Annotated in this window: 16 protein-coding genes; 3 read left to right on the top strand and 13 right to left on the bottom strand. The window is 33.3% G+C overall.

Annotation, left to right across the window (positions count from 1 at the left end; genetic code table 11):
- Position 1 precedes the first annotated feature (1 nt).
- Positions 2–1,351 carry a sensor histidine kinase gene (locus tag BK054_RS13375; protein ID WP_006265221.1) on the top strand — a complete coding sequence of 450 codons (1,350 nt, stop codon included), beginning with the start codon at positions 2–4 and terminating at the stop codon, positions 1,349–1,351.
- A gap of 3 nt (positions 1,352–1,354) precedes the next feature.
- Here the strand turns inward: BK054_RS13375 and aroC are convergent, their stop codons facing one another.
- Positions 1,355–2,422: a chorismate synthase gene (gene aroC, locus BK054_RS13370; RefSeq protein ID WP_006258970.1), complete on the bottom strand. Its 1,068-nt coding sequence runs from the start codon at positions 2,420–2,422 to the stop codon at positions 1,355–1,357.
- Positions 2,423–2,602: 180 nt separating this feature from the next.
- Between aroC and BK054_RS13365 the strand changes: the two genes are divergently transcribed.
- Both BK054_RS13365 and BK054_RS13360 read left to right on the top strand, forming a co-directional pair.
- Complete coding sequence (locus BK054_RS13365; RefSeq protein ID WP_006265219.1) at positions 2,603–3,097, top strand: GNAT family N-acetyltransferase; 495 nt, start codon at positions 2,603–2,605, stop codon at positions 3,095–3,097.
- A 736-nt stretch (positions 3,098–3,833) separates the two neighbouring features.
- Positions 3,834–4,697 carry a hypothetical protein gene (locus tag BK054_RS13360; RefSeq protein WP_006258972.1) on the top strand — a complete coding sequence of 288 codons (864 nt, stop codon included), beginning with the start codon at positions 3,834–3,836 and terminating at the stop codon, positions 4,695–4,697.
- Between the two features lie 49 nt (positions 4,698–4,746).
- On the opposite strand, the gene BK054_RS13355 is transcribed toward BK054_RS13360, so the two are convergent.
- The 12 genes from BK054_RS13355 to BK054_RS13300 form a co-directional block, all read right to left on the bottom strand.
- A complete protein-coding gene (locus tag BK054_RS13355) occupies positions 4,747–6,525 on the bottom strand; it encodes an aminopeptidase P family protein (RefSeq protein WP_006265216.1) in 1,779 nt (592 codons plus the stop codon).
- Positions 6,526–6,682: 157 nt separating this feature from the next.
- Positions 6,683–7,816, bottom strand: coding sequence for a hypothetical protein (locus BK054_RS13350; RefSeq protein ID WP_225581545.1), 1,134 nt, complete (start codon positions 7,814–7,816; stop codon positions 6,683–6,685).
- A gap of 262 nt (positions 7,817–8,078) precedes the next feature.
- A complete protein-coding gene (locus BK054_RS13345; RefSeq protein ID WP_006265213.1) occupies positions 8,079–8,789 on the bottom strand; it encodes a sterol desaturase family protein in 711 nt (236 codons plus the stop codon).
- Positions 8,790–8,904: 115 nt separating this feature from the next.
- Positions 8,905–10,392 carry a S41 family peptidase gene (locus BK054_RS13340; RefSeq protein WP_006265212.1) on the bottom strand — a complete coding sequence of 496 codons (1,488 nt, stop codon included), beginning with the start codon at positions 10,390–10,392 and terminating at the stop codon, positions 8,905–8,907.
- Between the two features lie 328 nt (positions 10,393–10,720).
- Entirely contained in the window at positions 10,721–12,220 is a 1,500-nt protein-coding gene (locus BK054_RS13335; RefSeq protein WP_006263505.1) for a calcineurin-like phosphoesterase C-terminal domain-containing protein, read from the bottom strand.
- Entirely contained in the window at positions 12,220–14,013 is a 1,794-nt protein-coding gene (locus BK054_RS13330) for an alkaline phosphatase (protein WP_225581544.1), read from the bottom strand. Before BK054_RS13330 ends, BK054_RS13335 begins: the two co-directional genes overlap by 1 nt.
- Positions 14,014–14,076: 63 nt before the next feature.
- On the bottom strand, positions 14,077–15,666 hold the full coding sequence (locus BK054_RS13325; RefSeq protein ID WP_006265209.1) for a RagB/SusD family nutrient uptake outer membrane protein: 1,590 nt from the start codon (positions 15,664–15,666) through the stop codon (positions 14,077–14,079).
- A 12-nt stretch (positions 15,667–15,678) separates the two neighbouring features.
- Positions 15,679–18,747: a SusC/RagA family TonB-linked outer membrane protein gene (locus BK054_RS13320; RefSeq protein ID WP_006265208.1), complete on the bottom strand. Its 3,069-nt coding sequence runs from the start codon at positions 18,745–18,747 to the stop codon at positions 15,679–15,681.
- Between the two features lie 181 nt (positions 18,748–18,928).
- On the bottom strand, positions 18,929–22,666 hold the full coding sequence (locus BK054_RS13315; RefSeq protein WP_006258982.1) for an AraC family transcriptional regulator: 3,738 nt from the start codon (positions 22,664–22,666) through the stop codon (positions 18,929–18,931).
- A 175-nt stretch (positions 22,667–22,841) separates the two neighbouring features.
- Positions 22,842–23,189, bottom strand: a complete 348-nt coding sequence (locus BK054_RS13310; RefSeq protein WP_006265207.1) for a hypothetical protein — start codon at positions 23,187–23,189, stop codon at positions 22,842–22,844.
- Positions 23,190–23,289: 100 nt separating this feature from the next.
- A complete protein-coding gene (locus tag BK054_RS13305; protein ID WP_006265206.1) occupies positions 23,290–23,616 on the bottom strand; it encodes a hypothetical protein in 327 nt (108 codons plus the stop codon).
- A gap of 1,016 nt (positions 23,617–24,632) precedes the next feature.
- Positions 24,633–25,187, bottom strand: a complete 555-nt coding sequence (locus tag BK054_RS13300; protein WP_071307357.1) for a hypothetical protein — start codon at positions 25,185–25,187, stop codon at positions 24,633–24,635.
- Between the last annotated feature and the right edge of the window lie 111 nt (positions 25,188–25,298).

Here is a 25,298-nt window from a genome sequence, read left to right as displayed (position 1 = left end):
TATGAATTTACGCACTCGTCTTACCACCTACAGTACTATAGTATTTGGCATAGTATTTTTTATTGCATCACTTATTATATTCTTAGCTTACTTCTCTAAGACACAAGAGTCTGTGTTTAGTAATCTGAAGAATACTACCCTCCTATCTGCAATATATTACTTAGAACAAGACGAACTATCTCATACAGAACATTCTGTTGTAAAAGAGGAGTTTAGAGCTACCATTCAATCTAAAAATGTAGCTGTATATAACTTTAGTAATCAGTTATCCTATGGAGCTCTAGTTAATGATCCTGTACTGACAAACGCTATTTTAAGCAAAACTAGAACAGATAAATCACATCGATTTAAAGCAAATGATTTTTTTTATTACGGAATATATTACCCTGATAACCAAGGGGATTTCGTAGTATATACGAGAGAGTCTACAGCTGACTTTCTGAATCAGATGAAAAGTCTTATTTTTATTCTATGCATTGTACTTGTGGGAGGTTTACTAGCTATTTATTTTTTAAGTAAATACATCTCTAATATCGCCTATAAACCCCTTAAGAATATTGTGCAACAGGTAAATGAGGTAAACTACTCTAATCTAGAAAACGGTATAGAAGTACCGAAAACAAATGATGAATTAGAAGAATTAATCTCTACTTATAACAACCTACTAATCAGACTATCTGAAACATTCTTGATTCAAAAGAACTTTATTAACTATGTCTCTCATGAGTTTAAAACTCCCCTTACTGCTATCAGTGGTAACCTAGAAGTTTTTGCTCAGAAAGAACGTTCTCCTGAAGAATATAATCAAGTAGTCAAGGAGGCTTTAAAAAATGTGTACAAGATAGAGAATATCTTAAGTAATCTTCTTTTATTATCAGGTCTAAAGAATACGGATAAAGACGCTAGTCTATTCAGAATAGATGAGATAATCTGGAATATATATGAAGCATTACAGGATAAGCTAACAGAACTACAGACTACCTTAGAGATAAATATCAATGTAGATGATTTCACTAAACTAGAGTATAAAGGTAACGAAACTCTAATCCATCTAGCATTATACAATATTGTCGAAAATGCTGTAAAATACTCTAATAGCAAACCTGTTTCAGTAGAGCTGTCTCTACATAACAATAGGCTACAACTAGAGGTAAAAGACCATGGAAAAGGTATCTCAGAAGAAGAACTTACTTTTATAAAACAAACATTCTACAGAGGTAAAAATGTCGGAGATATTAAAGGAAGTGGTATAGGACTGTCCCTTGCTACTATCATCTTTGAACAACATCACATTAAATTCGACATTATTTCTCAGTTAGAACAAGGGACAATTATTACTTTAACATTTTAAAGTTTATTTTCTTTTGAAACCAAACTGTTCGATATAAAAATCTAGAAGCGTGATTGCGGTCATAGCTTCCACAATAGGCACTGCACGTGGTAATACACAAGCATCGTGTCTACCTTTCCCTTGTACAGTCACCACCTCATGTGCGGTATTGATAGACTGCTGGTCTTTCATTAAGGTAGCAGTTGGTTTAAAAGCAACTTTAAAGTAAATATCCATTCCATTACTTATACCGCCTACTATTCCTCCTGCATTATTGGTTGTTGTAGAGCCATCAGGAAGGATAGAATCATTATGCTGACTACCTCTCATCTTTGTCCCTTCAAAACCACGACCAAACTCTACTCCTTTAACAGCATTGATCCCAAGCATAGCTTTAGCCAAATCAGCATCAAGTCGATCAAATACAGGTTCTCCTAATCCTACAGGCACGTTCTGTACTACGCATATAATAGTTCCTCCTATAGAATCCCCATCTTTTTTTACTTCCTTAATTAAAGTCTCCATTTCTACTGCTTTAATAGGATCAGCACAACGAACAGGATTGTTCTCTATCTCGTTAAAATCTAATTCACTGTATTTTTTCTCAACAGCAATATCTCCTACTGAAGATACATAAGCTGTTATTTTTATTTCTTTTAATACTTGTTTTGCTATTGCTCCCGCTACTACTCTACTGGCAGTCTCACGAGCAGAACTACGCCCACCTCCTCTGTGGTCACGATGTCCATATTTTTCATCATATACATAATCTGCATGGCTTGGACGATAAATATCTTTGATATGATCATAATCCTTTGATTTTGAATTTGTATTTTCAATTACAAAACCAATAGGAGTACCTGTTGTCTTCCCTTCAAATATTCCTGAAAGAAACTTTACTTCATCCGCTTCTTTTCGCTGTGTAACTATCTTAGATTGACCTGGTTTACGTCTGTCTAATTCCAACTGAATTTGTTCTAAATCTAACTCTATCCCTGCTGGACAACCGTCTATAATACCACCGATCGCTACTCCATGAGATTCACCGAAAGTAGTTACTCTAAATCTATTGCCATAAGTATTACCTGCCATATTAATGTATTTTATACAAGTTTACCACTTTTCTAAGTTTTGCACCTTGTTATTCTAGATATTTTTTGACAAAGTTACTTTCTAGACCTTACCTTATTTACTCCCAAAGTCCTTCTATATTCCCTAACCACTTCCTTTTTTAAGCAGATATCGATATATTTGTAATTCAAAATAAAACAAATGATTATACTAAAACCATTTACCAAAACGGATGCCCAAATAATTATAGATTGGAATTTTACGGAAGAAGAACTACTTCAATTTGGAGGAACTGCATTTACTTACCCTCTAACAGAGGATCAAGTCGAACAATTCTTAAAAGTCGAGAATTCTTTATTCTTTAAAGCAATTGATAGTGATAATGAGACTACAATTGGAGTAGGTGAAATTATTTTAATGGAGGATAATGCTACTAAACTAGCTCGTATAGTAGTAGGTGATCGAAACAATAGAGGAAAAGGATATGGACAAAAGATGATGCAAGCCTTTGTAGATTATTGTCTAAATGACATTCAAAGTGATTCTGTTATCCTTAATGTATTTGATTGGAATATTGGAGCTATTAAATGTTATGAAAAAATAGGCTTTACCTTTGCTGATGTTCCTATGAGAAGTTTTGATCTACCAAATGGAGAACAATGGTTTAGTAAACAAATGGACTATACTAAAAAGTAACCACTTACTATAGCTATTATACATATTTCTATTTTCTAGTGACAAAGTTGCTAGTCGATCTAAATTTTCAACAGATTATTTCCTTAGTGACTCCGTTATAATGTTTGTTTTAACGGACTCACTAAGGATTCGAATGTCTAGCCCTTCTATAGCTATACAACTATAGTTCACAATCCTACTTAGTACTGTACAGTCTTATAATATTGCTTCTATTCTTTTACAATTACTCTCCTATAAGTAATCATACCTACAGTCAGAATTGAGTTTATAGATAACATAGATCAGCTCGATTCTAATTTTCATCTTTACTACTGCAGACAAAGGTTATTTTCTGTACAAAAATCACATTTTATTAAACCTAAAGGACATCTTTAAGCAAGATGAATACATTCATAGTAGTACAAAACACTGTTTTTATAAAAAATTATAGTTTTCAAAGGGAGAAAAAACAGTTCTTTTTAGGTCATTCAAGTATTTAAAGTCAATTTATAAAGATTCCTCATAACCTGTTTTTCTTACTTTATATTTCCATACTAAAATCTTCTAAACACCACGGTTATACAGACATTAAGCGATATCACACTATTAACTATAATGCAATAGTATACCATAAACATTTAGCTATTTATAATTTTAACACAAGAATAAACGCTTAAATTAAAATATTCTTGTTTGTTTTTATAGAAAAATTATATAAATTGTCCTTAACAAAACCTAACTAATCAAACAACTTATTATGACACTTGAATTATTTGAAGAACTCTCAGATGTTCTGGGGGTATTCGTAGAGAAATTTACTAACCTCAACATTAAAGCAAACAAGCATTCTCTAGCTTGGCAACGATTCCACTACAACTATTTTGATTCAATGACAACTACGCTGTATAAGTCATTAGTTCACTTAAACTATGCGACTATACAACAAGAGAAAGACAATGTTCAATATGCAGAAGCTTTCTCATTAGTATTGGATAAAAATTTTAAACCACTAAGAGATATTAACTTTGACAAGTTTGAACCTAAAGTTCAACAGCAGATTTTAAAAGTAGTACTAGGTGATCTTCCTTTTTTAAATAAAGGGTTAAGCGAAGACACTTATCACTACATTAGATTTAACTGTCTAAATAGAGAAAATAGATTATGTGGCTTAGGAGGAACTTTATTTAAAGATTCTAAGACAGGAGAATTTATACTAAACTTATTCTACTTAAACATTCGTAATGAACGTATTGATTCTTTATTAGAAGTAGATTTCTATATGAAAGACAAGGCTAAATATATAAAGCTGTATAGAGAATTAGCATTAAGTAAAGTAACCACACCACAGGCTCTAAAAGAAGTACTAGATAAAAAGAATATCTCTAGTGTAGACTTTAATAATGATTTTATCTATTTCTTTGGAGAAGGGTACCTTACCTTTTATGATAAGAGAAAGTACCTACAGAGTTTAGAACTTGTATTCTTTACAAAGAATTCATTCGAAGAGATTGCTGATGTATGTGGCTTTAACTCTACTGAGTCATTGATCACAAAGTACAAAAAATTTGAAAGTAACGGATATAATCCTATTATTCGCTACTCAAACATATTACAAGCGTAATAAAAGTAAAAAAGGTTGATTCAAATGAATCAACCTTTTTATATGTAACTTAAATTGCTTTTGTCTTTTCTTTTAACCAAGCAGCTTCTTCTGCTGATAATTTTGATTCTAAAGATTCATACACCCATTGATTATAGTTATTTAACCAATCAATATGTACTTGATCTAATAGTGACTTCTCTACTAAATCTGTTGCGATATAACAGATGGTGATTGTTTCGAAATCCATAAAATCACCGAATTGATTAGAAGCTAAATCCTTAGATACTACTAAGTTTTCGATACGAATACCGTGCTTACCTTCTCTGTATAATCCTGGTTCTATAGAACTGATCATTCCTGGCTCTATCGCAATATCTACTGCAGCACCATTAAAAGTATGAGGCCCCTCGTGTACGTTCAAGAAGAATCCTACTCCATGACCTGTACCATGTCCATAGTTACGCATAGTAGCCCAGATAGGACGACGTGTTATAGCATCGATTTGATATCCTCTAGTACCTTTAGTGAAGATAGCCATAGATCCTTCTATCGTTCCTTTTAAAACAATAGTGTAATCTTCTTTTTCTTCTTGAGTCAACTGTCCTAAAGATACCACACGTGTAATATCTGTAGTTCCTGTCTCGTATTGTCCACCAGAATCTACTAATAGCAATCCTTTAGCCTCTAATTTATAGTTGCTATCCAATTCTGCCTTATAGTGTGGTAAAGCTCCGTGATCTTTATATCCAGCAATAGTGTCAAAACTAATATCTTTAAAACCTGGCTGTTCTGCGCGTAATCCTCTTAAATGATCTGCAATACTCATCTCAGATAATTCGCCTGAAGCTACATTTTCTTCTATCCATTTAAAGAATTTGGTCAGTGCTACACCATCATTAATCATGGCATGTCGCTCATGATTTAACTCTACTTCATTCTTCACTGCTTTTAGCATAGTAGACGGATTCATATCCTCTAAGATAGTTACCCCCTCAGGAACAGAATCATAAGTAGCAAAACAAGTACGCTTAGGATCTAATAAGATAGTTTCGCTTGTTCCTAGTGATTTTAAGTAATTTCTTACTTCCTCATAAGGTTTGATTAAGATACCATATCCTTGTAACTCCTCAGCTGTACCTTTATCTAATTTCTTAGAATCAATGAATAAGATAGATTTATCCTGGCTGATAAATACAAAACCAAGTGTAACAGGATTACATTTTACATCTGTACCTCTTATATTCAATATCCAAGCTAAATCATCTAAAGATGAAATTAGGTGACATGTCGCTCTTTTTTGTTTTAAAACTTTGCGTACAGCTGCTATCTTATCTGGAGTAGATTGCCCTGTAATAGAAATAGGTAATGTATAAGCTGGCTCTGTAGGTAAAGCTGGTCTATCATTCCATATTACATCTAATAAGTCTACATGACCATCTACCTTAATGTTTAAAGGACCTAATATAGTATTTACAGCATTCGCTACTGCTAATGAAGCTAAATTACCATCAAAGGCAACTGTATTACCTGCTTGTAATTTATCTCCTAACCATGACACATACTCAGGTGCATGTTGAACTTTTAATTTTACTAACTCAAAACCAGATCCTTTTAACTGTGCTGGTCCTTGTACAAAATAACGAGAGTCAGTCCATAATCCAGCAAAATCTTGTGTAATCACTAATGTTCCTGCTGAACCACTAAAACCAGATGTCCAAACTATACACTTATAATAATCTGGTAAATATTCACTGATATGTGGATCTGAAGAAGGGATAATGTATCCATCAATTCCTCTCTCCTTCATCAGTGAACGTATCTTCGATAATTTTTCTAAATATGTCATTACGATAATAAATTTTTCAAGCTAAAGGTACAAAATGACGAGTACTACAAAAAGATAAATCTGTTAAATTAGAATAGTTTTTACTTCTGTAGATAGTAGCTTAATTTTTAAACTATTAAACACAAAAAAAGCCAACATTTAGTTGGCTTCTTTTATGTTATTTCTGTTCGTCTAAAATGTGAGTCGGCTTAATAGAAGAATCTAATCTTAGAATTTGTTTGCTTAATACATCTTCAAAAGAAAAGTCTTTTAATTGAACATCCCTTCTAAACAACTCTGGGTTATTAGCGACTGCAATTACGAAATCTGAAAACACTTTATTAACTATAACTGTTTTATCTAATATCACACGAGCGCGTACAAGCTTCTTATCAGATCTTCTATAATAATCAAAAACATACTGATTAGGCTTTTTCCAATCGCGTTTACCAAAGTTTTCAAAGTAAACATCTGAGATAGATTCCTTATTATTAGTCCTAGCAGTTACCCTTTTTTTGTCAAAACCAACGTTTATCATTGAGGCAACATTTAGATACACCTCTTCTCCTTCTACTATAGGACAAGCTTGTTCATAGATTAGAATCATATTTCCCTCCCTTTGTAAAAATATATAATGTAAGACCTCCTGTTCATCCTTTATTTTCCATAACATGCGCTCTTTTTTATTGTCTAATGAAGTAAATAAGGTAACAGGTGTAGATAAGCCATTTATCACTACTTCTTGCTGTTCTAAGTCTTTCTGCCATGTTGTTACCCATTGTCCATCTACATACTCTTGCTTTAAAGGTAATAGGCTCCCTTCATGTAAGTCATAGAACTGCCCACGTATAGAATCATTCTTATCTAACTCACTAGATAATAGTGTATAGTAATGATAATCATGATCTGTAGTATAACGATATCTCGGAATAGCATCTTCATAATAAACGATATCAAGATCATTAGATACATTCTCTTCTACTAATAGTCCTTTATATATCTCCCCTTCTTGATATATAGCCTTTACCTGTATTGTATCTTGTTTATTCTCTACCTCTATATATGCCTTAGCTTGCTGATCATAAAGTGAAATAAACTTTAATCGATCCGTTAACATAGATAATGTATTAGGATATGATGCTGTCTTCTCTACAACTTTCAAACTATCATTAACAGTAGAAGTCTCTACTAGATAACTAATATCCTTCAACTTAAGAGTATCTCTATGTATAGAATCTGTCACTGTAGTATGATCTTGCGCATATAGTACTCCTCCTATACTTAGTGCCAATAATACAATACCCTTTTTCATATTTTTCTTTTTAAATAACATAGTATGCATAATCCTAAACTCCTTGTCTAAAACCATGAATATCAAATTTACAAATTTCAAATGACAAAAAAATAAAATTACGTTTCCAAAAACAATTAAATAGATAGTTATAAACCACTATATAGATATAGACACCATTATATATCAACACCTTACAAAAGGAAACAAGTAAATCACATCATTATAATGATAGCAAAAAAATTAGTACCCTACTAATATTCAAACGTTTACAAGACATTTATTATATTTTTCGATACGTTTTAAAAAGTTTGTCCCATAATAAAGTGTAAAAACCATAATTACAGTTCGGATCTTGATGATGAATATTGTGAAACAAGGTAAGACACAGTATATCTCGTGTCCAACGTTCAAAGTAAGTATTCTTAAACACATCCTTGTCTATATGACCTATAGTTCCCCAAATAAGATTAATAAATAAATAAAGTCCTATCGAAAAAGTGTCAAAAGGATATATACACAACAACAAGATAAACAGTAGCCCAAAACCAATAGCCTCTAGTGGATGTAATACAAATAAACTTATCGCATTAACACTGTTGTGCTCATGATGTCTTAGATGCGCTAATGGATAAAAAATCGGGATATGAGCTAATCTGTGAAATACATACATCAGAAAGTCCATACCGATCACTAGTCCTAATGTTTGTAGAGCTATAACAGTGATAGAGCTCCCTTCTAATACATGAATATATCCATAATTATACAACCCTACTCCTAATACAAAAACGCCTGCATTACACAGTAAAACAACAAATGATAATATTAAATCTCTTCTAGTAATCTCTTGTTTTATTTCTTGGATATACTCTCCCTTCTTACATCTGTTTAGAGTCAAATACAAACCAATAGATACACCATAGAACAGTATATTCAATACTATACTAAAAAGGACTAGTTGTGTAATAGACATTCCGATCACTAGATCTAACATGGTTCTCCATTTATATTATTAATAATCAAACTTACAAAAAACATATAATAAAAAGGATGACTGCTTGAGTCATCCTTCTACATCTTATATCTATATTTATTTAGAGTATTCTTAATTACTGTTCTTCATTTTGAGCTTGTCTCTTTAGTAGATCTAAAGCAAATGTAAGTTCAGGGTCTTCTTCGTTTAAGATACTTCTATAAAAACCTTTTTCATCTACAGTATAGTCTGGTAGTACTCCTCTACACCCCTTATCTGTACTAATTGAATTATTAAAAAACACTTCTGATCGAGGCAAATCTACCACTGTCTGCGTATTAGGCAGTTTATAATTAATAAACCAAGATGCAGTAGTGAAGTTACTACAGGTGCGTGTCTCTTGTCCTATGATAATCCCTCTTTTATTCTCTTTAAATAAAGAAGCAAAATACGCTGCTGCTGATACTGTGTTATTATCTATTAATAACATCGTATTCCCTTCAAAGAAATATCGATCACGAGGATAGTTCTCTACATAAGACTCGTCTAATCGATTATTACCATAATAGTACTCATCTCCTTCTACCTCACTCTTATCATATCTCTGGAACATAAAGTTATTCATATTCTTAATATCCATATCAGAATACTGTCTACCACTAGCATCTATAAGATTCTCACGTACATTGATGTCTATTACCTTAGTTGCATATCGATAATTATTCTTAAACACTTTTTCTTGTGATATAAAAGAGTAAAACAAAGGAATATTACTTAGATACCCTCCTCCATTACCTCTGATATCAATAATTAAATTCTTCACTCCTTCTTCATTAATCTTCTCAAAGAAAGAACTTAACTTCTGGTAGGCGAACTCTTCTGAAAAAGCAAAAGTCTTAATCGTTAGGCAGTATGTATCGTCATTGACCTTCTGTCCATAAATTCCATAAGAATAACTAATGATATCTACTGGCAATATAGCTTTCTGTACATTGTAATAGTTTCGTGCATAGTTAACTGCCTTTAATGTAGCTTCTTTACTCTCTACAGCATTTAGACTATCAAGATAAGTGATTTTATACTCTTGCTCAGGACTCATTAAAGACACATAGAACGAAAAGTCTTTAGCATCATCAGCCTCTATACTTCCATCCGTTGTTACATTAATACGCTTTAAGTAATCTTCTGATTTTACATCATTTACTTTTGTAATAATACTTCCTACAGGTATAGTAGGGTTGTGTTGATTCACAAACACCTTTCCATCATAAACAATGGTATTAATTGGGAAAAAAGAAGTTTCCTTTGTAAAATCCTCAAAAACGGTACTATCTGTACTCAAAGAGGAATGAGCATCGTGAATTAGAGGAATCGGATTAGATAACAAGAAATTAGCATAAGAAGGATTCTCTTCTAGTTTTTTTCTTATTTCTGCAACTTTTGCATCCAAGTCCTTTTCACTAATAGTTCGAAATGGATTAGGGTGTTGCTTTTTTATAATATTAATAAGTATATCAAAATCATTTAAATAATCTTCTTTCGTCAACTCCGAATATTTCTTCTGTCCTAATACAAAAGAACTACTCAATAATAAGGCAATTAATAATAAACCTTTTTTTATCATTCCTGTTCTCAATTAAATTATCTAAAATAAAGAATTTATAGCATTTTAAAACATTATTCCAAAAGCAATTTATGCAAATCTCTTTATTTCCTAAGCATACAAAGATAAAGTTAAGCATATACCTACGCAACTTTTACTAGTATGTATATTATAACAGCTAATTCTCATTTTTATTATTTTATAAAAGTTAAAAAAACAATCTTTTTTAAAATAACCTACTTTGTGCTTTTAAATAGAGTTCAAAAAAGAAAGGTGACCTCGCCAGGCCACCTTCCAATACAAACACTACTAATCTAAAAAGTTGAAACAACAACTTCTTACAACAAAACTATTTTGGGGTCCACAAGACACGGTTCTCCACATGATTAAGACCGTATCTAGGATCAATAGCTTTTACTTTAATTAACTGAGGGCCTTCTTTTAATCCCTTAGGTATTGGCATACGCCATAAATGTTTACTCTTCCTTTTAGCGTCTACTAAAGGAGAGGTTTTCATATTTTTATATCGCCCTTGATTCTGTAGCTCTATTAAACGGGTATAATGAGGGTCTACTCCTTCATAGTACTCCATCTTTTGCCAACTTACACCATCGAAGCTTATTTCAACATCTGTATTTAGATCTGCCGCAAATACATTTGCATAAACATATCCATCGTTTAAGTGTTCTAAACTCTTATCCCACTCTTGTACTTCTGGAGTCCAAATCTGAATCTGTTTATCCTCAGCTCTACCAGATACTTTATAGGATAAGTTATAATCTCCTTTTTGTGTTTCTAGTGTCCAGTATCCCTTCCAAGTACCATCATACATCATAGCAAAAGGAATACCTTCGATATCATGAGGCCCTTGCCACCACGCACCACAAACAGCTCCAGCTACTAATTGATGTACAGGTTTTTTATTATCTCTTTCAAAGTACTGATGATACTGTGTATGTGTATGTCCTACAGCTACAAAGACTTCTTTATAGTCCTTAAACAAGTCTAGAAACTCCTGCTTATCTTCCATAAACTCAATAGGAATATGCATCATCACTTTTACTTTATCATACTTTAGAGCATAACGAGCTAGTACATTTTGTATAAAAGCTTTTTGTACCTCATCTATTGTTCCTATATATTCTTTGTCATTTACAGGAAGTACATTATTAAGTACTAAAATAAGCTCCTCTCCATATTCTAATGCATAATAAGATGGGCCAAAAGCTTTCTTATAACTACTATCTCTATCTTGAAGTGTTAGACCAGGTCCAAAGTTTAAATCATGATTTCCAACTACATAATATATAGGACTACCGATTACACCTAATGCCTGTGATAAAGGTTCAAATACTTCTAAACGATCAAAAGCTAAATCTCCAAGCGGAAAGATTAAATCTGGAGGTGTGGTAGCTAATTCGCTTACCACGAGTTTTTCTACGTGATGAATATCATCCATTACATCCGACTGCAAATCTCCCAATAAAACAGCCTTTAGAGGTTTATCTTCCTCTTGCTTATACACAGGAAAATCATAACCCTTATGTTCTTCTCCAAAGGGAATATAAAACTCAACTTTATTTGACTTTGACAAAGGAGACTGATATCCTGAAGGCTTGATTAAAAAGATTTGACCTTGCTCTAAACTGTTGATCTTATATTCACCTTTAGCATTAGTCACAACTAAATCCTTGCCATTACTGATCAAAACATCTTTCAACAGAGGTTCTCCTTTATCGTATTGCCTATTTTGATTGGTATCTTCAAATACTCTACCTGTTACTTGTGCCCCTTGAGCCCAAGCTCCACTCGTTATAATAAGACTTATACCTACTAATAAGCGCTTCATTAGTTATCTAGATTTAAGAGTTTTATAATCTTATGGTATACTTCATTATTCTCATAAGTTCCTCTAAACTCACCCGATTTAGGTCCGTAAGCAAAAATAGGTACCATAGCTCCTGTATGATCATGAGAAATGAAATCTCCTTCAATAATACCTTGTTTTACGTCTCCTTGTGGAATTGCAAAACCACCTGTCTCGTGATCTGCTGTTATAATAACTAACGTTTGCCCGTCTTTATCTGCAAATTTTAAAGCTTCTGTTATCGCTTTATCGAAGTCAATTCCCTCTGTTACAATCCCCCCTGTATTATTAAAATGACCATAAGAATCTATTTTAGCTCCTTCTACCATTAAAAAGAAAGGTTGATTTCCTTTTGACAAAAAGTCTAAACTGTGTTTAGTAGATTGGGCTAAAACGTCTGTTCTTCCTTCTATCACACCTTTTAATCCTCCTTCTCCTAAGAAATAACCAACACGAGCATCCTTACTGGTGCTAAGCTGTTCTACTTGCTCTAGTAAAGTAAACTCTTGCTTTAGATTCACATTGTTAAAAGACTTCTTTCCTCCACCTACAAAGAGAGAAAGTTGACTTTTTAATAAATCTTGAGCTATTAGTGAGCTATCATCTCTATCTTTTTGATGTGCATAAAAAGCAGAAGGCGTAGCTCCTGTTAACTCATCTGTGGTAATTACTCCTGTTTTATAATTAAACGGCGCTAAGTACTCTGTCATATTCTTTAAAGGCATTCTATCCATTCCCATCCCAATAGAGCGGTTATAGGTTTTCTGACCTGTTGCTAAAGCAGTTCCTGCTGCAGCAGAGTCCGTTGTAAAATCATCTCCTGCTTGCGTTTTGATCAAGCCTACACTCTTCAGCTGAAGTAAACTTAAGTCACCTCCATTTGCTAAAGCTGCAGAAGATATCTGCGTCAGCCCATTTCCATCCCCTATAAGAAGAATAACATTCTTAATTGGTAAATCCTTATCATCATTTGCAAATGTTGGCTTATAGACCTCAGATACTGTTTTATTATGATATACAGCACGATCTAAGTTTTTTAAGTATGTCTGTGCTAGATAAGGATTATCAGTATTGATAACATCAATGCCCATATCATAAAACGCCTTAAATGCTGTTTTCCCATCAGGAGTTCCCCAAAAGCGGACTTGTTTACCTTGCTTGTGAACTAAGTCTATTACTTCTTGAAGTTTTTGTCTTTCTTCTTCTACCATGCGCCCCTTACCATTCCAGACAGAGTAGTCTTTAAAATTAAGACTTACCATGGCTACTCGTTCCCATAGCATTGCATTTTTTAAAGGAGTTAAACTCTGGTGATCTAATTTTACATAGGTTGGATATTGTTCAAAAACTTTTGTATCTGGCTTATTTCCAGAAATAACAAAAGTGATATCTTGTTCTTTAATTAATCGTTCATACTTCTTCAGTACTGGTAATAATAGCTCCATAGACTGATTTGCATTTGATTTTAAATCAATTAAAAAACTAAGTCCCTTTGCCTTACCGATACCTAATTGAATAGCTTTTTCTAATGATTCCAAATACAAGCTTTCTATCGTTCTATTCACTTGTACAGAACTTACTTCGTGTGCTACATATAACTTGCCTTGTTCTATGACTAAATCAATCTCTATGGACTCTGCTCCATTAGAGTAAGCCGTCCAGAAAGGAGTAGATTGATGATAATCATTATGAGAGTGTATTTTATAATTTTTTGATTGAGCATTAGCCATTAAAACACTCGAAATAAAGGCTATAGATAAAAAAAGTCGTTTCATTGTGTTGCATAAAAAAGAGGGCTAGCCCCAAAAAGGTAGCCCTCAATTGGTTTTGAAATTAAATTACCATCCTACGTTTTGTTGTATTCCTGATGATTGTACAGCCCTATTTGGTATTGGCCATACGTGCATATAACTTGAATCAAAGTTTCTAGCTTTCCATACCTCTGATACCTTATAAGGAGAATCAGGGTTAGAACGATCTTCGTGAATTCTTCCATAAAGAGGTTTTCCATAAGCCTCTTTTGCATCTCCCCATCTTACTAAGTCAAAATGTCTATTTGCAAATTCTCCAGCTAACTCTACTCTTCTCTCATGTTTTAAGTCAGTCATTGTCGCCCCATTCTTAGGTGCTAATCCAGCGCGCTTACGTACCTGATTTAATGCCTGATCACCATTCTGCCCTAACATAATTTGAGCTTCTGCCTTCATTAGTAAAATCTCAGCATAGCGCATTAGAGGAACATTGTAATTCGTTGTAGGTTTATCTCCATTCATATTGATAAACTTCCCTAAAGCATCTTCTGTACTATACTCATACATATACTTGTTAAACTGAAGTCCAGACATCGAGTTCTCTGAAGAGTATCTTTTGGTCTGTCCAAAGTAGCTGAAATCATCTCCAAAGACTAATAGCGTTACTGCTCTACGTGCATCCCCTTTTTCGAACTCTTGGTATAACCCCTCAGTAGGTGTAAAATACCCCCATCCGTTATAAGCTCCCCATCCTTTGTTCTCTAACATACAGCCCGGAAGAATACTTCCTCCTTCTATTCCAGAGTTTACAGACCAGATATACTCACTCTTCCAGTTGTTTAAAGCACTGTGTAATTCTCTGTAATCTTTAGAAGGATTACCTGTATTGACAAGTGCTCTTCCTGATCCAGAATTTGTAACTGCGTCTGCATACTTAATTACTTCATTAAACTTAGAAGAGTCATATTGTGCCCAATATAAATAAGTCTTTGCGATATAGGCTAAAGCAGCATCTTTATGTGCTCTACCATAATTATCAGCTGAATAAGAAGTAAAAAGAGGTAATAACTCTGATGCTTTTGTCAAATCCTGAACGATATGGTCATAGTTCTCAATCACGCTTTTTGGCCTTGTATAGCTTCCTGCTGGCTGAGACATATTAGCCTCTGTAATAATAGGCACACCACCGTTATTTCCATTATCTCCATACGTATGCGCTAGCCAGAAATAAAAGAAACCACGCATAAAATAAGCCTCACCTAGTACTCTCTTCTTTAATGATTCGCTAATTTTCATTCCAGGAACATTAACAATGATATCATTAGCTCTTCGGATTACTTTATAAGCATTTTGATAAATACCATTGATATAGCCCTCATCCCCGTTTAGGTTAAAGTTTTTAATGTTATCTGCTGTTGCATTAAGACGTCCTGTTACCATATCGTCAGAAGCATTAATATACCAAAAGAACCCTCTCCCGAACATTTCATCTTCCATCATCATCTGATACAAGCTATTAGCCGCCTCTGTAGCATCCTGTTCTGTTTTCCAGAAGTTTTCATAAGATGTATTCCCTTTTGGATCTAACTCTGTAAAATCAGAACTACAAGCTCCTAGTGATAAGATTGCTGATAAACCTAATACTAAGCTATATTTAGATAAACTATATTTTTTCATAATTATAAGTGATTAAAAAGTAAATAAGAAACCTCCTGATATTGTTCTTGACACAGGATATCTTGCTACGTCCATTCCTACACCTCCTACTTCTGGATCTATACCATCATATCCAGTAATCGTAAATAAATTATCTCCAGACATGAATATTCTTAAACTAGATTTAGGAGATAGACTATTCATTACACTCTTAGGCATAGTGTATCCGATTGTTAAGTTCTTTAATCGTAAATAAGAAGCATCTTCTAAGTACCAACTAGAAGTCGTTCCATAGTTCTGATTATCATCTTTAGTAGATAATCTAGGAAGACTAGCATTCGGATTATCAGGAGTCCATGCTCCCATCACACGACTATCTAAATTATATCCTTGTAAAGAAGCATTGTAAGCTGTGAACTTATATCCGTTGAATACTTTCACATCACCTACTCCTTGGAAGAACATACTTAGATCAAAGTTTTTATATTCTAAGTTTAAACCAAAACTATAAGTAATCTTAGGTAAGTAAGCGTTCATAAACTGCTTATCATTATTATCTATCTTACCATCTCCATTGCTATCTTCAAACTTAAAGTCACCAGGTTTAGCATTAGGTTGTATTAATTTACCCTCATTAGAACGGTGCGCATCAATCTCTGATTGCGACTGGAAGATTCCTAAATAAGGAACTAAATAAGTAGAGTAAAGCGGTCTACCTACTACAGATCTATATGGAGAAAGTACCCCACGAACATTATCTCCATGAGCGATATAATCTATTCCGCTTTGGTTATATCCATTTAAGTTTACTAATTCATTTTCTAAGAAACTTGCATTCCCAAAGATCTTATAGTTTAAGTCTCCTATATGATCATTATAACTCAATGACAATTCGATACCTTTATTCAGTACTTCACCACCATTTACATCTGCTGCCGCTGTACCATGATGAGCATCTTCTAATCCTGGAATGATCATCCCTTTAGTACGCTTACTAAAGTAATCAGCCACTACGTTTAAACGTCCATTAAAGAAAGCAGCATCTAATCCAATATCAAAAGATTCTGATGTTTCCCATTTTAAATTAGGGTTAGACTGACGGTTTACATAAGTTCCTTTACCTGTAAGCATACCATCTTCTCCCATAATAATATCACTATTGCTAAGTGGTACATCAAAAGAATAATAGCCTACAGAATTAATATTTCCGATTTGTCCCCAAGAAGCTCTTAATTTTAATTCACTTATTGCATTTACATTAAAGAAGTTCTCTTGTGATATTCTCCATCCCACAGACGCAGAAGGGAATACTTCTGATTGGTTATTCTTAGCTAGACGTGAAGTAGTGTCCTTACGCAAACTTCCCGATACGAAATATCGATCATCGAAGTTATACATCACACGTCCTATCAAAGAAGTTAAGGCATCTTCATACACCTCTGTAACTGGCTTTCTGATGATAGAAGCATTACCCATATATTGGTTAAATGATTCTTCACTTCCAAAACCTTCTCCTTGTACAGAAATATAGTCGTAATTTGTTTTTTGCGCTGAATGAATAGCTGTTAAATTAACATCATGCTTACCAAATGTCTTGTGATAAGTCAACTGGTTATCCCATATCCAATGGGTTTTTTCGTAGTTATTTTCTAATAGGTAGTTATTTAAGTTTGTTCTTCCTAACTCTGGTGCCTTAGGCGTAAATTTCTTATACTTATTACTTGTATAATCATAACTATAAGAAGTCTTGAAGGATAACCCATCAACGATATCATAGTTTAAATACACATTGGCATTTAAGAAATTCGTTGGATTAGATGTTGTAGGTCTTAGCAGTAATGCTACTGGGTTATATACATCTCCATACGCTCCAGCAAACTGTGCTAAATCATGAGGGACTACTCCTCCAAATTTACCATCAGCATCGTATACAGGCGCTGCAGAAGGCATATATAAAGCACTGATAACACTTCCTGAATAAGAACTTGTAGTATTAGTACCAATAGCATTTGTATTTGAGTAGTATACATTCTCTCCAATAGTAACTTTATCAGTCAGCTTAGTATCTGCCTTTAATCTAAAGTTATAACGTTCAGAAAATGTTCCTATTAAAGTTCCTTCTTTTTTATTATACCCAAGAGAAGCAAAATAATTCGTATGGTCAGAAGCTCCAGAGATACTAGCATCTACATTGTGCATAGCTGCTGTTCTAAAGATTTCATCCATCCAATTTGTTCTATTCACTTGTCCCCACGGATTAAGTAGAGCATCATGCGCAGACTGTCTAGGAACTCCTGCATTATCTGCTGCCATATTATATACAGAAGCTTGCCCTTGTGCATCTAATGGTGTTGGTAGATTTGTAGATTTTGAAAAACCTGTATACACATTTAAAGAAACACTAGGATCTCCCTTTACTCCTTTTTTAGTTGTAATTACAATTACTCCTGAAGCAGCTTGAGCTCCGTAGATTGCAGCTGCAGCCGCATCTTTTAAGATAGATACAGATTCAATATCATTTGGGCTAATTGCTGGTCCGTAATAAGGCACACCGTCTACTACAGTAAGTGGAGCCTCATTAGCTAATGAACCTGAACCACGAATAACCATCTTACTGCTCTCAGAAGGATCTCCTCCTTGCTGCGTTACAGTTACCCCAGCAACTTGTCCTTGTAAGAAATCACTTAAATTAGACACTGGTCTAGAAGCAACTTGTTTAATATTGTCCACTGTTGCAATCGAAGTGGTAATATCTTTTTTCTTTGAAGCTCCATATCCAATTAGAACAACCTCATCTAAGATATTGCTGTCTTGTTCTAAAAGGATACTTACTAATTGAGCGCCTTGATAGTTGATCGTTTTCGTTTTGTATCCTAAATACTCCACAGAAAGAGTACCCGCTTCTTTGGCTAATTCTAGCGTAAAATTCCCATCGGCATCCGTAGTTACCCAAGTAGAATTATCCTTATTAGCGATTACTGTAGCAAAAGAAACAGGTAGGCCATCACTTTTGCCTGCTACCTTTCCTTTTACTATCACTTGTGCATGTAAGAAAGTACTACCTCCTATACATAACAGCCATACTAAGAAATGTCTTTTCATAAGATTGATTACATTGATATTTCACTTTCGAAAGTACTTCTGCTTTGTATAATACAGGGGTAATTTTCTTTCAGTCAAGTGTAATAATCTTTCAGTAAAAGGCTAATTCTATATCAGAGTAGTGTACTATTTGGACAATAACCTTTAGTTAACACTAGGATAATCTATTCTACACGTTCTTCTAGTCATTTTTAAAGTGTGAAGGACTGTGTTCAAAGCGTTTTTTAAAAGATTTACTGAAGTACTTTGGATCGTTAAAACCACATTCAAAACAGACTTCTGAAATCGTTAGGTCACCTTTCTCGATCAATACTTTTGCTTTTTGTAAGCGCATTTCAATTAATATTTCTAAAGGAGATTGCTCTACAAACTCTTTAAATAAACGATAGCACTTCATCTTAGAAATACCTAATTCTACTGTCAATTGATCTACACCAAAAGAGGCATCACTAAATCTTGCATTCATCATTTCCATTCCCTTTCTAAACAAGCGCTCATTAGGTGAGAGATTCACTATAACATCCTCTGTTAGATTCGTCTTCCAAAGGAGTGTATTGCTTTCCTTGTTTTCTTTATCATAGCGAATACGCTTAAAAACCATATTATCTAATGTAGTTTTACCAACTGGTAAGTGAATAAAATCACTAACCCCCAATTGACTCAATTGCTCTTGTACAAAATAATCTACTGTCTCTGCGATATAAAAGATAAGTAACCTTTGTTTCTGAGCCAGTTTTTTAATCTGTGCAAATAGAGATAAGGTGCGATCAGACATCTCAATATTATAAAGTACTAAAGCATCATACTTATAATGCTCTATATTCCCTACCACTCTACTCACACTGTGATTATAGACCAAATTAGTATCTTCTTGTCCTGCTAATAACTGTTTGACAATTGCTTTATCCTCTTCTTTAGCATACACTAGAATATTGGTTTTATCCTTTGGGAGCACTTGTAGCTCTTCTAAGAATTCATCCCAATTCCCCTTCTCTACTCTCCTATTTTCTTCTAATGGGACTAGAGGAATAGATATGCCAAGAGAGAACACTGACTCACTATTAATGATCAGTATACCATTTAGATTCTGTAATAAAGTCTCAAAAGCTCTGTAGTAAGGACTAAAATTTCTGTTGTCATTCCAAAACGCAAATAAAGTATGACTCTCTGAGTCTAAATCAATATGTAAAACATTGTTCTTCATATAGAAGCGAACCGTTATCTGCTGATTATCTTCTAAGTATTTATAACATTCGTATAGCAGATAACGCAAACACAGTTTAAAACGCAATAAATCTACTTCTACCCACTGAGCATCTACTTCATTACACACTACTATCTCTACGCCATACTTCTCTTTTATCGCTCCCCACTCCTCTTTTAGGTGCTCTATAAAAGAAGTCATCTCTACACTTACTAATTCTATAGTGTCAAAATCCTTAACTTGCTCTATATAGTTCCACTCCCGAACCATATCATAAACTTTAATTAGTTCCTCTTTTTGTGCTGCTTCAACATTTAATTCTTCTAGTATTCCCAATGTATTAACAATAGGTTTCTTAATTCGAGATAACAAGAAGATTCTGAAATTCTCCATCTCTATATCGTCATTCTTTAATTTGCTATGTAGATTCAGTAATTCTCCTTTCTGTTGTTCTATTTCTTGATTTAAAATACTAAGTTGTTCATTTTTATTAGCGAGATGTCTCTTTTGTGCTTCCACTTCCTTTGTTCGATCTCTTACCTGTTTTTTAAGCTCGATCTCTCTCTTTCTCATCTTTCTTTGCTTGATACGTACACGCCATAAAACAATTACCCCTCCAGCGATGACAAATAAAATAACAAAGTAAGGCTGTAAGAAAAAAGGCTTTTCGATTTCAAAAGCAATCATATATACTATACGCTTGTCTTTTTGTACTGTATCACGTATCTCTATCTGATAGCGTTTATGGTCTAAATCATCTAAATTAACTTCTTTTTGAGGAAGAACCCTCCAGTCATCAAAAAGACCTACTATTCTATATTCAAATTGATTAATCGGATATTGATTAAAACCTATAGGATATAAAGTAAGACGCAATTTATTCTCATCTGGTTCAAAAAAACTAACCTTTCCCTCTTCTGCTATACGTTCATTGAGTAAGACTCTAAATTCTGGGGCTTTTTGATCATTTCTGAGATGTCCTGGATCTATGATATTTAAGCCTTTATTTCCTCCATAAAGCAAAAAGCCTTTTTTACTCTGACTATATGCTCCTTCAGAAAATTCTAGTCCTTGCCAACCAATATAATTACTAAAGTTTAAGACGTTATAAGTATGTTTATCTATTGAAGCTATTCCTTTAGTAGTACTAATCCAAACATCATCCTGAGAAGGAGTAAGACTATACACCAAATGACTAGGAAGACCATCTTCTTCTCTAATTTGCTTCTTAAGTTCATAGTCAGTATCAAATACTGATATCCCTCCTAAAGTAGCCACCCATAGATCACCTGTAAAAGCATCTGCATAAGTAGAGAATACACTATTGCCTAGCAATCCTTTTTCTTGATTAATGATATTAATCTCCCCAGATCGACAATCGTAGAATACCACCCCATGTTCTTCAGTAGCTAAAATCAATAAATTATCTTGAATAGAAATATGACGAATATGGTATTGCTTTAATTTATCTTGATTGATAAAAGGTTCAAACTTTTTAGTCAGTGCATTATACTTGCTCACACCTCCCCAGCTACCCATCCATAGATAATGATTGATATCTTCTGCAAAGGCATACGTTCTATTACTGATAAAATGCTTGGTAATTCCCTCTTGAAAAAACTCTTGTTTACCCTCTTCTATCTTTACTACTCCTGCATAGGTTCCTATCCAGATATTACCATGAGAGTCCGAGTATAAACTGCGTATTCTGTTCCAATCCTTATTCTCTTTGTATTTTTCTATAACAACTGGTACAAAAGGTTCATTACGCTTCTTTTGATAAAAAACCCCTTGTGTATAATATCCTATCCATCTACCTCCTAGCTTATCTACCGCAATAGCGCGAATGGTCTCATGTGGTAGATGAGGTTGTCTCTCTGAATGAGAAAACACATAATCAAGACTTGCCTTATTCGTCGGTAGAATAGAGACTCCACCATCTTTAGTCCCTACCCATATATTGTCAAACTTATCTATATGCAGTACCATCACCTCATTACTGAGTAAGCTATAAGGATGCTGTGGATCTACTTTATGGTTTTCGATAATCTTATATTCCCCCTCTATTGCTCTTAATAGAAAAACACCTTGGCTTTTAGTACCGATCCATGTATTCCCATTAGTCTCTGTTGCAATAGCATTGATAATGAACTCCGGAAATTGCTCTCGTATATTCTCTAGTAAACTAGCTTGCACATAATACTGAGGAGACTTCTTTCTAGCATCCTCTACTAAGTGGTCTGCCATATCACCAATATAACGAGCATCTACAGATACAAACTGACCTCCTCTAAAAGTGAACCACTTTTTTGATTCTAGCTGTACGAGAATATTGCCTTGTTCATCTAAACTCAGTACACGAGGTTCACTAGAAAAACTATAATTCTGAAAAACATCATCCTTTATCCATAAACTTATCTGTTTCCCATCAGATAAGATCCACAAGCGATCTTCTCTATCCCTTAGTAATGCATAAATATCATTACCTCCAATAGAATTAGGATTCTTAGGGTCGTGTTTATAGACCTTTACTTGTTTGCCATCGAATAGGTTTAGCCCATCCCATGTTCCTATCCAGACTGCCCCATCAGGGTGATTTGCTATACAATTAATAGAATTATTAGAAAGTCCTTCTTTTGTAGTGATTGTTTTAAAGTGGACACTTTGCCCCCAAGAAAGGCAAGAAAACAGAAAAAATATAAAAAACCAACGCATCGGCACTATTATAGCTTATAAAATGCGTAAAAATAAAGGTATTGAAATATTTAGTCTATAAGCCCAAGTTAAATTATAGTTACCTATATGTTAGAAAAAATGTTTTAATACTATACAGATAACACATCTCTTGACAATATATCCTTACTGGGATTACCAAACAACTGTATCTTATTCATTCTTTTATAATTTCATTTCTTCTTATATCATCACATAGATTAAAAATCTCTTTCCATATATCACTTTCTCTTATACCTTTAATACTCCATAAGTCCGTCCCCTCGATACTCAAATATAGATTTCTAACTCTCTCTGCTTTTTCATACATTTCTATTGATATTCTTTTATTAGTAAGTAACTTTATAAGCGTATCACAATAAAAAAATGTACGAACATTAATATCGAATACTTCAAAAATCAAATACTCTATTTCATCATCATTACGATTTAGAAGAAAAGTACCACAACAATTAAGGGTTTCTAAAAAATAGCTATACGATTGCTCTTCACTAATCTCTTTCATCTTATTTCTCACTATTAATCTTCCTTTTATCACAAATATTCTCCGTTATTCCCCATACATCTTGTCTCATAAAAATAACATCTATTAAGTATTGCTTTCCTCAAGCATTATTTAAACCATAACTAATAAGCCTTTTAGCAATATCTAGATCGCTTACATTCTTATAGGTCTCTTGATTTGATTCTTCGATCATGTCAAGAAACACATAGAAATCAAATAAACTTGACAACACTATATTATTAGCTTCAAACTCTAACACTCCTTCTGTCTGTTCTATTTCAAAAAAAGAGAGCTCGTTATCTATTTGAAAAGGTTTTTCCATATATATTTCGATAACCTCTGAATCAACATTTAGGAAGTACAACTTACAAAAGTCCTGATAAGTCCCTCCTTTTCTGAAATATTTCACTAAGTCCACTAACTTCATTGTATCATCTAATTATAACATCTACATTACTGCTATACAACTACAGTATCATTCTAGATAAAGCAGTGTTTTTTAATTTAAGGTAAATCATTTGCTATTATTAGAGTATTAATACATGAATAGCATTTCCTCACACTTTGAATAAAATTAATCAAAATAACAAAACCAAAATACAACAATTCAAATAGCTATATAAAACAATTCCCATTGCTTAATTCTCTTAGACACACCACCTATTTCTCCCCTTACCTCCTACACCCTCTTTTCTCCTATCTATTTTTTTACTACCTTTGCCTGCAGTAAAGGCTTTGACTCAATGGTTATTATTGAGAATATTCTTCTATTCAAAGTCTGGTACATCTTACCAAAAAGAAAGCACAAACCACAGCTTTCAAAATCTCAATTTCAAAATTTTAACAAGTTTTTTAACATCGTAAATTCACTGCGAACCGAGTATTCATGCGGTCTCCGTTGTGGTTTGTTCGGAAAGTGTTCGGAAAACACCCCCTTTTTCCGAACACTTTGCAAAGAACTTCCGAACAACGCTCAAACAATCTTCCCGAAAGCCTTGATATCACTGACTTTGTCGCGTGCTGTAAATTCCTGAAAAACGCCTATATGTTAATTTTTTTAACAGCTGTGATTTGTCCTGTTTTTAGATTTTAGATTGGTTAAAATATTCTCATATTTAGAATTTTAATAGGCTTTAGTATCTATTGAACAGTCTAATAATCAATTAATAATACCATAGAAAAACTTTGATTACACCATTCTTTCATTTCATTCCTAAGAAAAGGAACGTTGCTTTTAGTCCTTTATTCTAAGACAAAAAAAAGAGCCCGAAGGCTCTTTTTTCACTAATTACCACGATTATTTTAACTATAATATTCTTCTTCACTCTATTATTTTTCCTGTGTCTAGGTTAAATTATAATTCTCTAAATATTAAAAAATAGATTCTTAAAATAGGAGCTAAAAAAAGATAAACATAATCCACCACCCACATATACTCATCGTTTACTCAATTATATCACTAATCTTATATAAATGGTATAAACCAATATAACAATCAAATTCTACTAAGTAATTATTTATAAAACAATAGTAAGCAATAGTATCTATTGTTTTAGGATCTACATCCTGCTTTAAAATATATTGATCAGATAAAGATTTTGAAAAATACAAATCAATAAATTCATCAAAACTCAATCTCTCATATTCTCCTGTTACACTATTTACTAAATCAAAACAAGAAGTTTCTTTTGAATTATCCAATACTCTCTGTTGATTTAGTGTTTTTTCAATAAACTCATAGAATGTAACCGATTTACTAGACTGATCATAAAGCCTCATTAAACTAGTCAAACGAATTACAGTAACTTGTTTTTCAGAGCATCTAGCGTATAGATTTATAAAATTATAATTTGATGGTAGAGTATCTCTATCATCAGTTACTTGTAGCGGATAATCAAATGCTAATTTTTCCAAAAAATGCTTGTCTAAATTAATACCGCTTTTATCTGTACATCCATACAAAACAAGCAGAACAAACAATAGTATTAATCTTTTCATCACTTAAATCTAAACTTTATTTAGATCTAAATTAATGTAATAATTTAAATATCTACATTTGTAAACATAAAAAAAGAGGTTCTAAAACTAGTCATGGTCGGAAGATTAATC

Source organism: Myroides sp. ZB35, from assembly GCF_001865835.1.
GTDB classification, from domain to species: Bacteria; Bacteroidota; Bacteroidia; order Flavobacteriales; family Flavobacteriaceae; genus Flavobacterium; species Flavobacterium odoratimimum.
The sequence above is the reverse complement of the archived record's forward strand: the minus strand, read 5'-3'. Positions and strand labels throughout refer to the sequence as shown.

Bases quoted from the DNA above. Each gene is read 5' to 3' on its own strand.
- BK054_RS13330 (WP_225581544.1), bottom strand. From the start codon at position 14,013: ATGAAACGACTTTTTTTATCTATAGCCTTTATTTCGAGTGTTTTAATG.
- BK054_RS13340 (WP_006265212.1), bottom strand. From the start codon at position 10,392: ATGATAAAAAAAGGTTTATTATTAATTGCCTTATTATTGAGTAGTTCT.
- aroC (WP_006258970.1), bottom strand. From the start codon at position 2,422: ATGGCAGGTAATACTTATGGCAATAGATTTAGAGTAACTACTTTCGGT.
- BK054_RS13300 (WP_071307357.1), bottom strand. From the start codon at position 25,187: ATGAAAAGATTAATACTATTGTTTGTTCTGCTTGTTTTGTATGGATGT.
- BK054_RS13355 (WP_006265216.1), bottom strand. From the start codon at position 6,525: ATGACATATTTAGAAAAATTATCGAAGATACGTTCACTGATGAAGGAG.
- BK054_RS13375 (WP_006265221.1), top strand. From the start codon at position 2: ATGAATTTACGCACTCGTCTTACCACCTACAGTACTATAGTATTTGGC.
- BK054_RS13350 (WP_225581545.1), bottom strand. From the start codon at position 7,816: ATGAAAAAGGGTATTGTATTATTGGCACTAAGTATAGGAGGAGTACTA.
- BK054_RS13345 (WP_006265213.1), bottom strand. From the start codon at position 8,789: ATGTTAGATCTAGTGATCGGAATGTCTATTACACAACTAGTCCTTTTT.
- BK054_RS13305 (WP_006265206.1), bottom strand. From the start codon at position 23,616: ATGAAGTTAGTGGACTTAGTGAAATATTTCAGAAAAGGAGGGACTTAT.
- BK054_RS13320 (WP_006265208.1), bottom strand. From the start codon at position 18,747: ATGAAAAGACATTTCTTAGTATGGCTGTTATGTATAGGAGGTAGTACT.
- BK054_RS13365 (WP_006265219.1), top strand. From the start codon at position 2,603: ATGATTATACTAAAACCATTTACCAAAACGGATGCCCAAATAATTATA.
- BK054_RS13335 (WP_006263505.1), bottom strand. From the start codon at position 12,220: ATGAAGCGCTTATTAGTAGGTATAAGTCTTATTATAACGAGTGGAGCT.
- BK054_RS13315 (WP_006258982.1), bottom strand. From the start codon at position 22,666: ATGCGTTGGTTTTTTATATTTTTTCTGTTTTCTTGCCTTTCTTGGGGG.
- BK054_RS13325 (WP_006265209.1), bottom strand. From the start codon at position 15,666: ATGAAAAAATATAGTTTATCTAAATATAGCTTAGTATTAGGTTTATCA.
- BK054_RS13360 (WP_006258972.1), top strand. From the start codon at position 3,834: ATGACACTTGAATTATTTGAAGAACTCTCAGATGTTCTGGGGGTATTC.
- BK054_RS13310 (WP_006265207.1), bottom strand. From the start codon at position 23,189: ATGAAAGAGATTAGTGAAGAGCAATCGTATAGCTATTTTTTAGAAACC.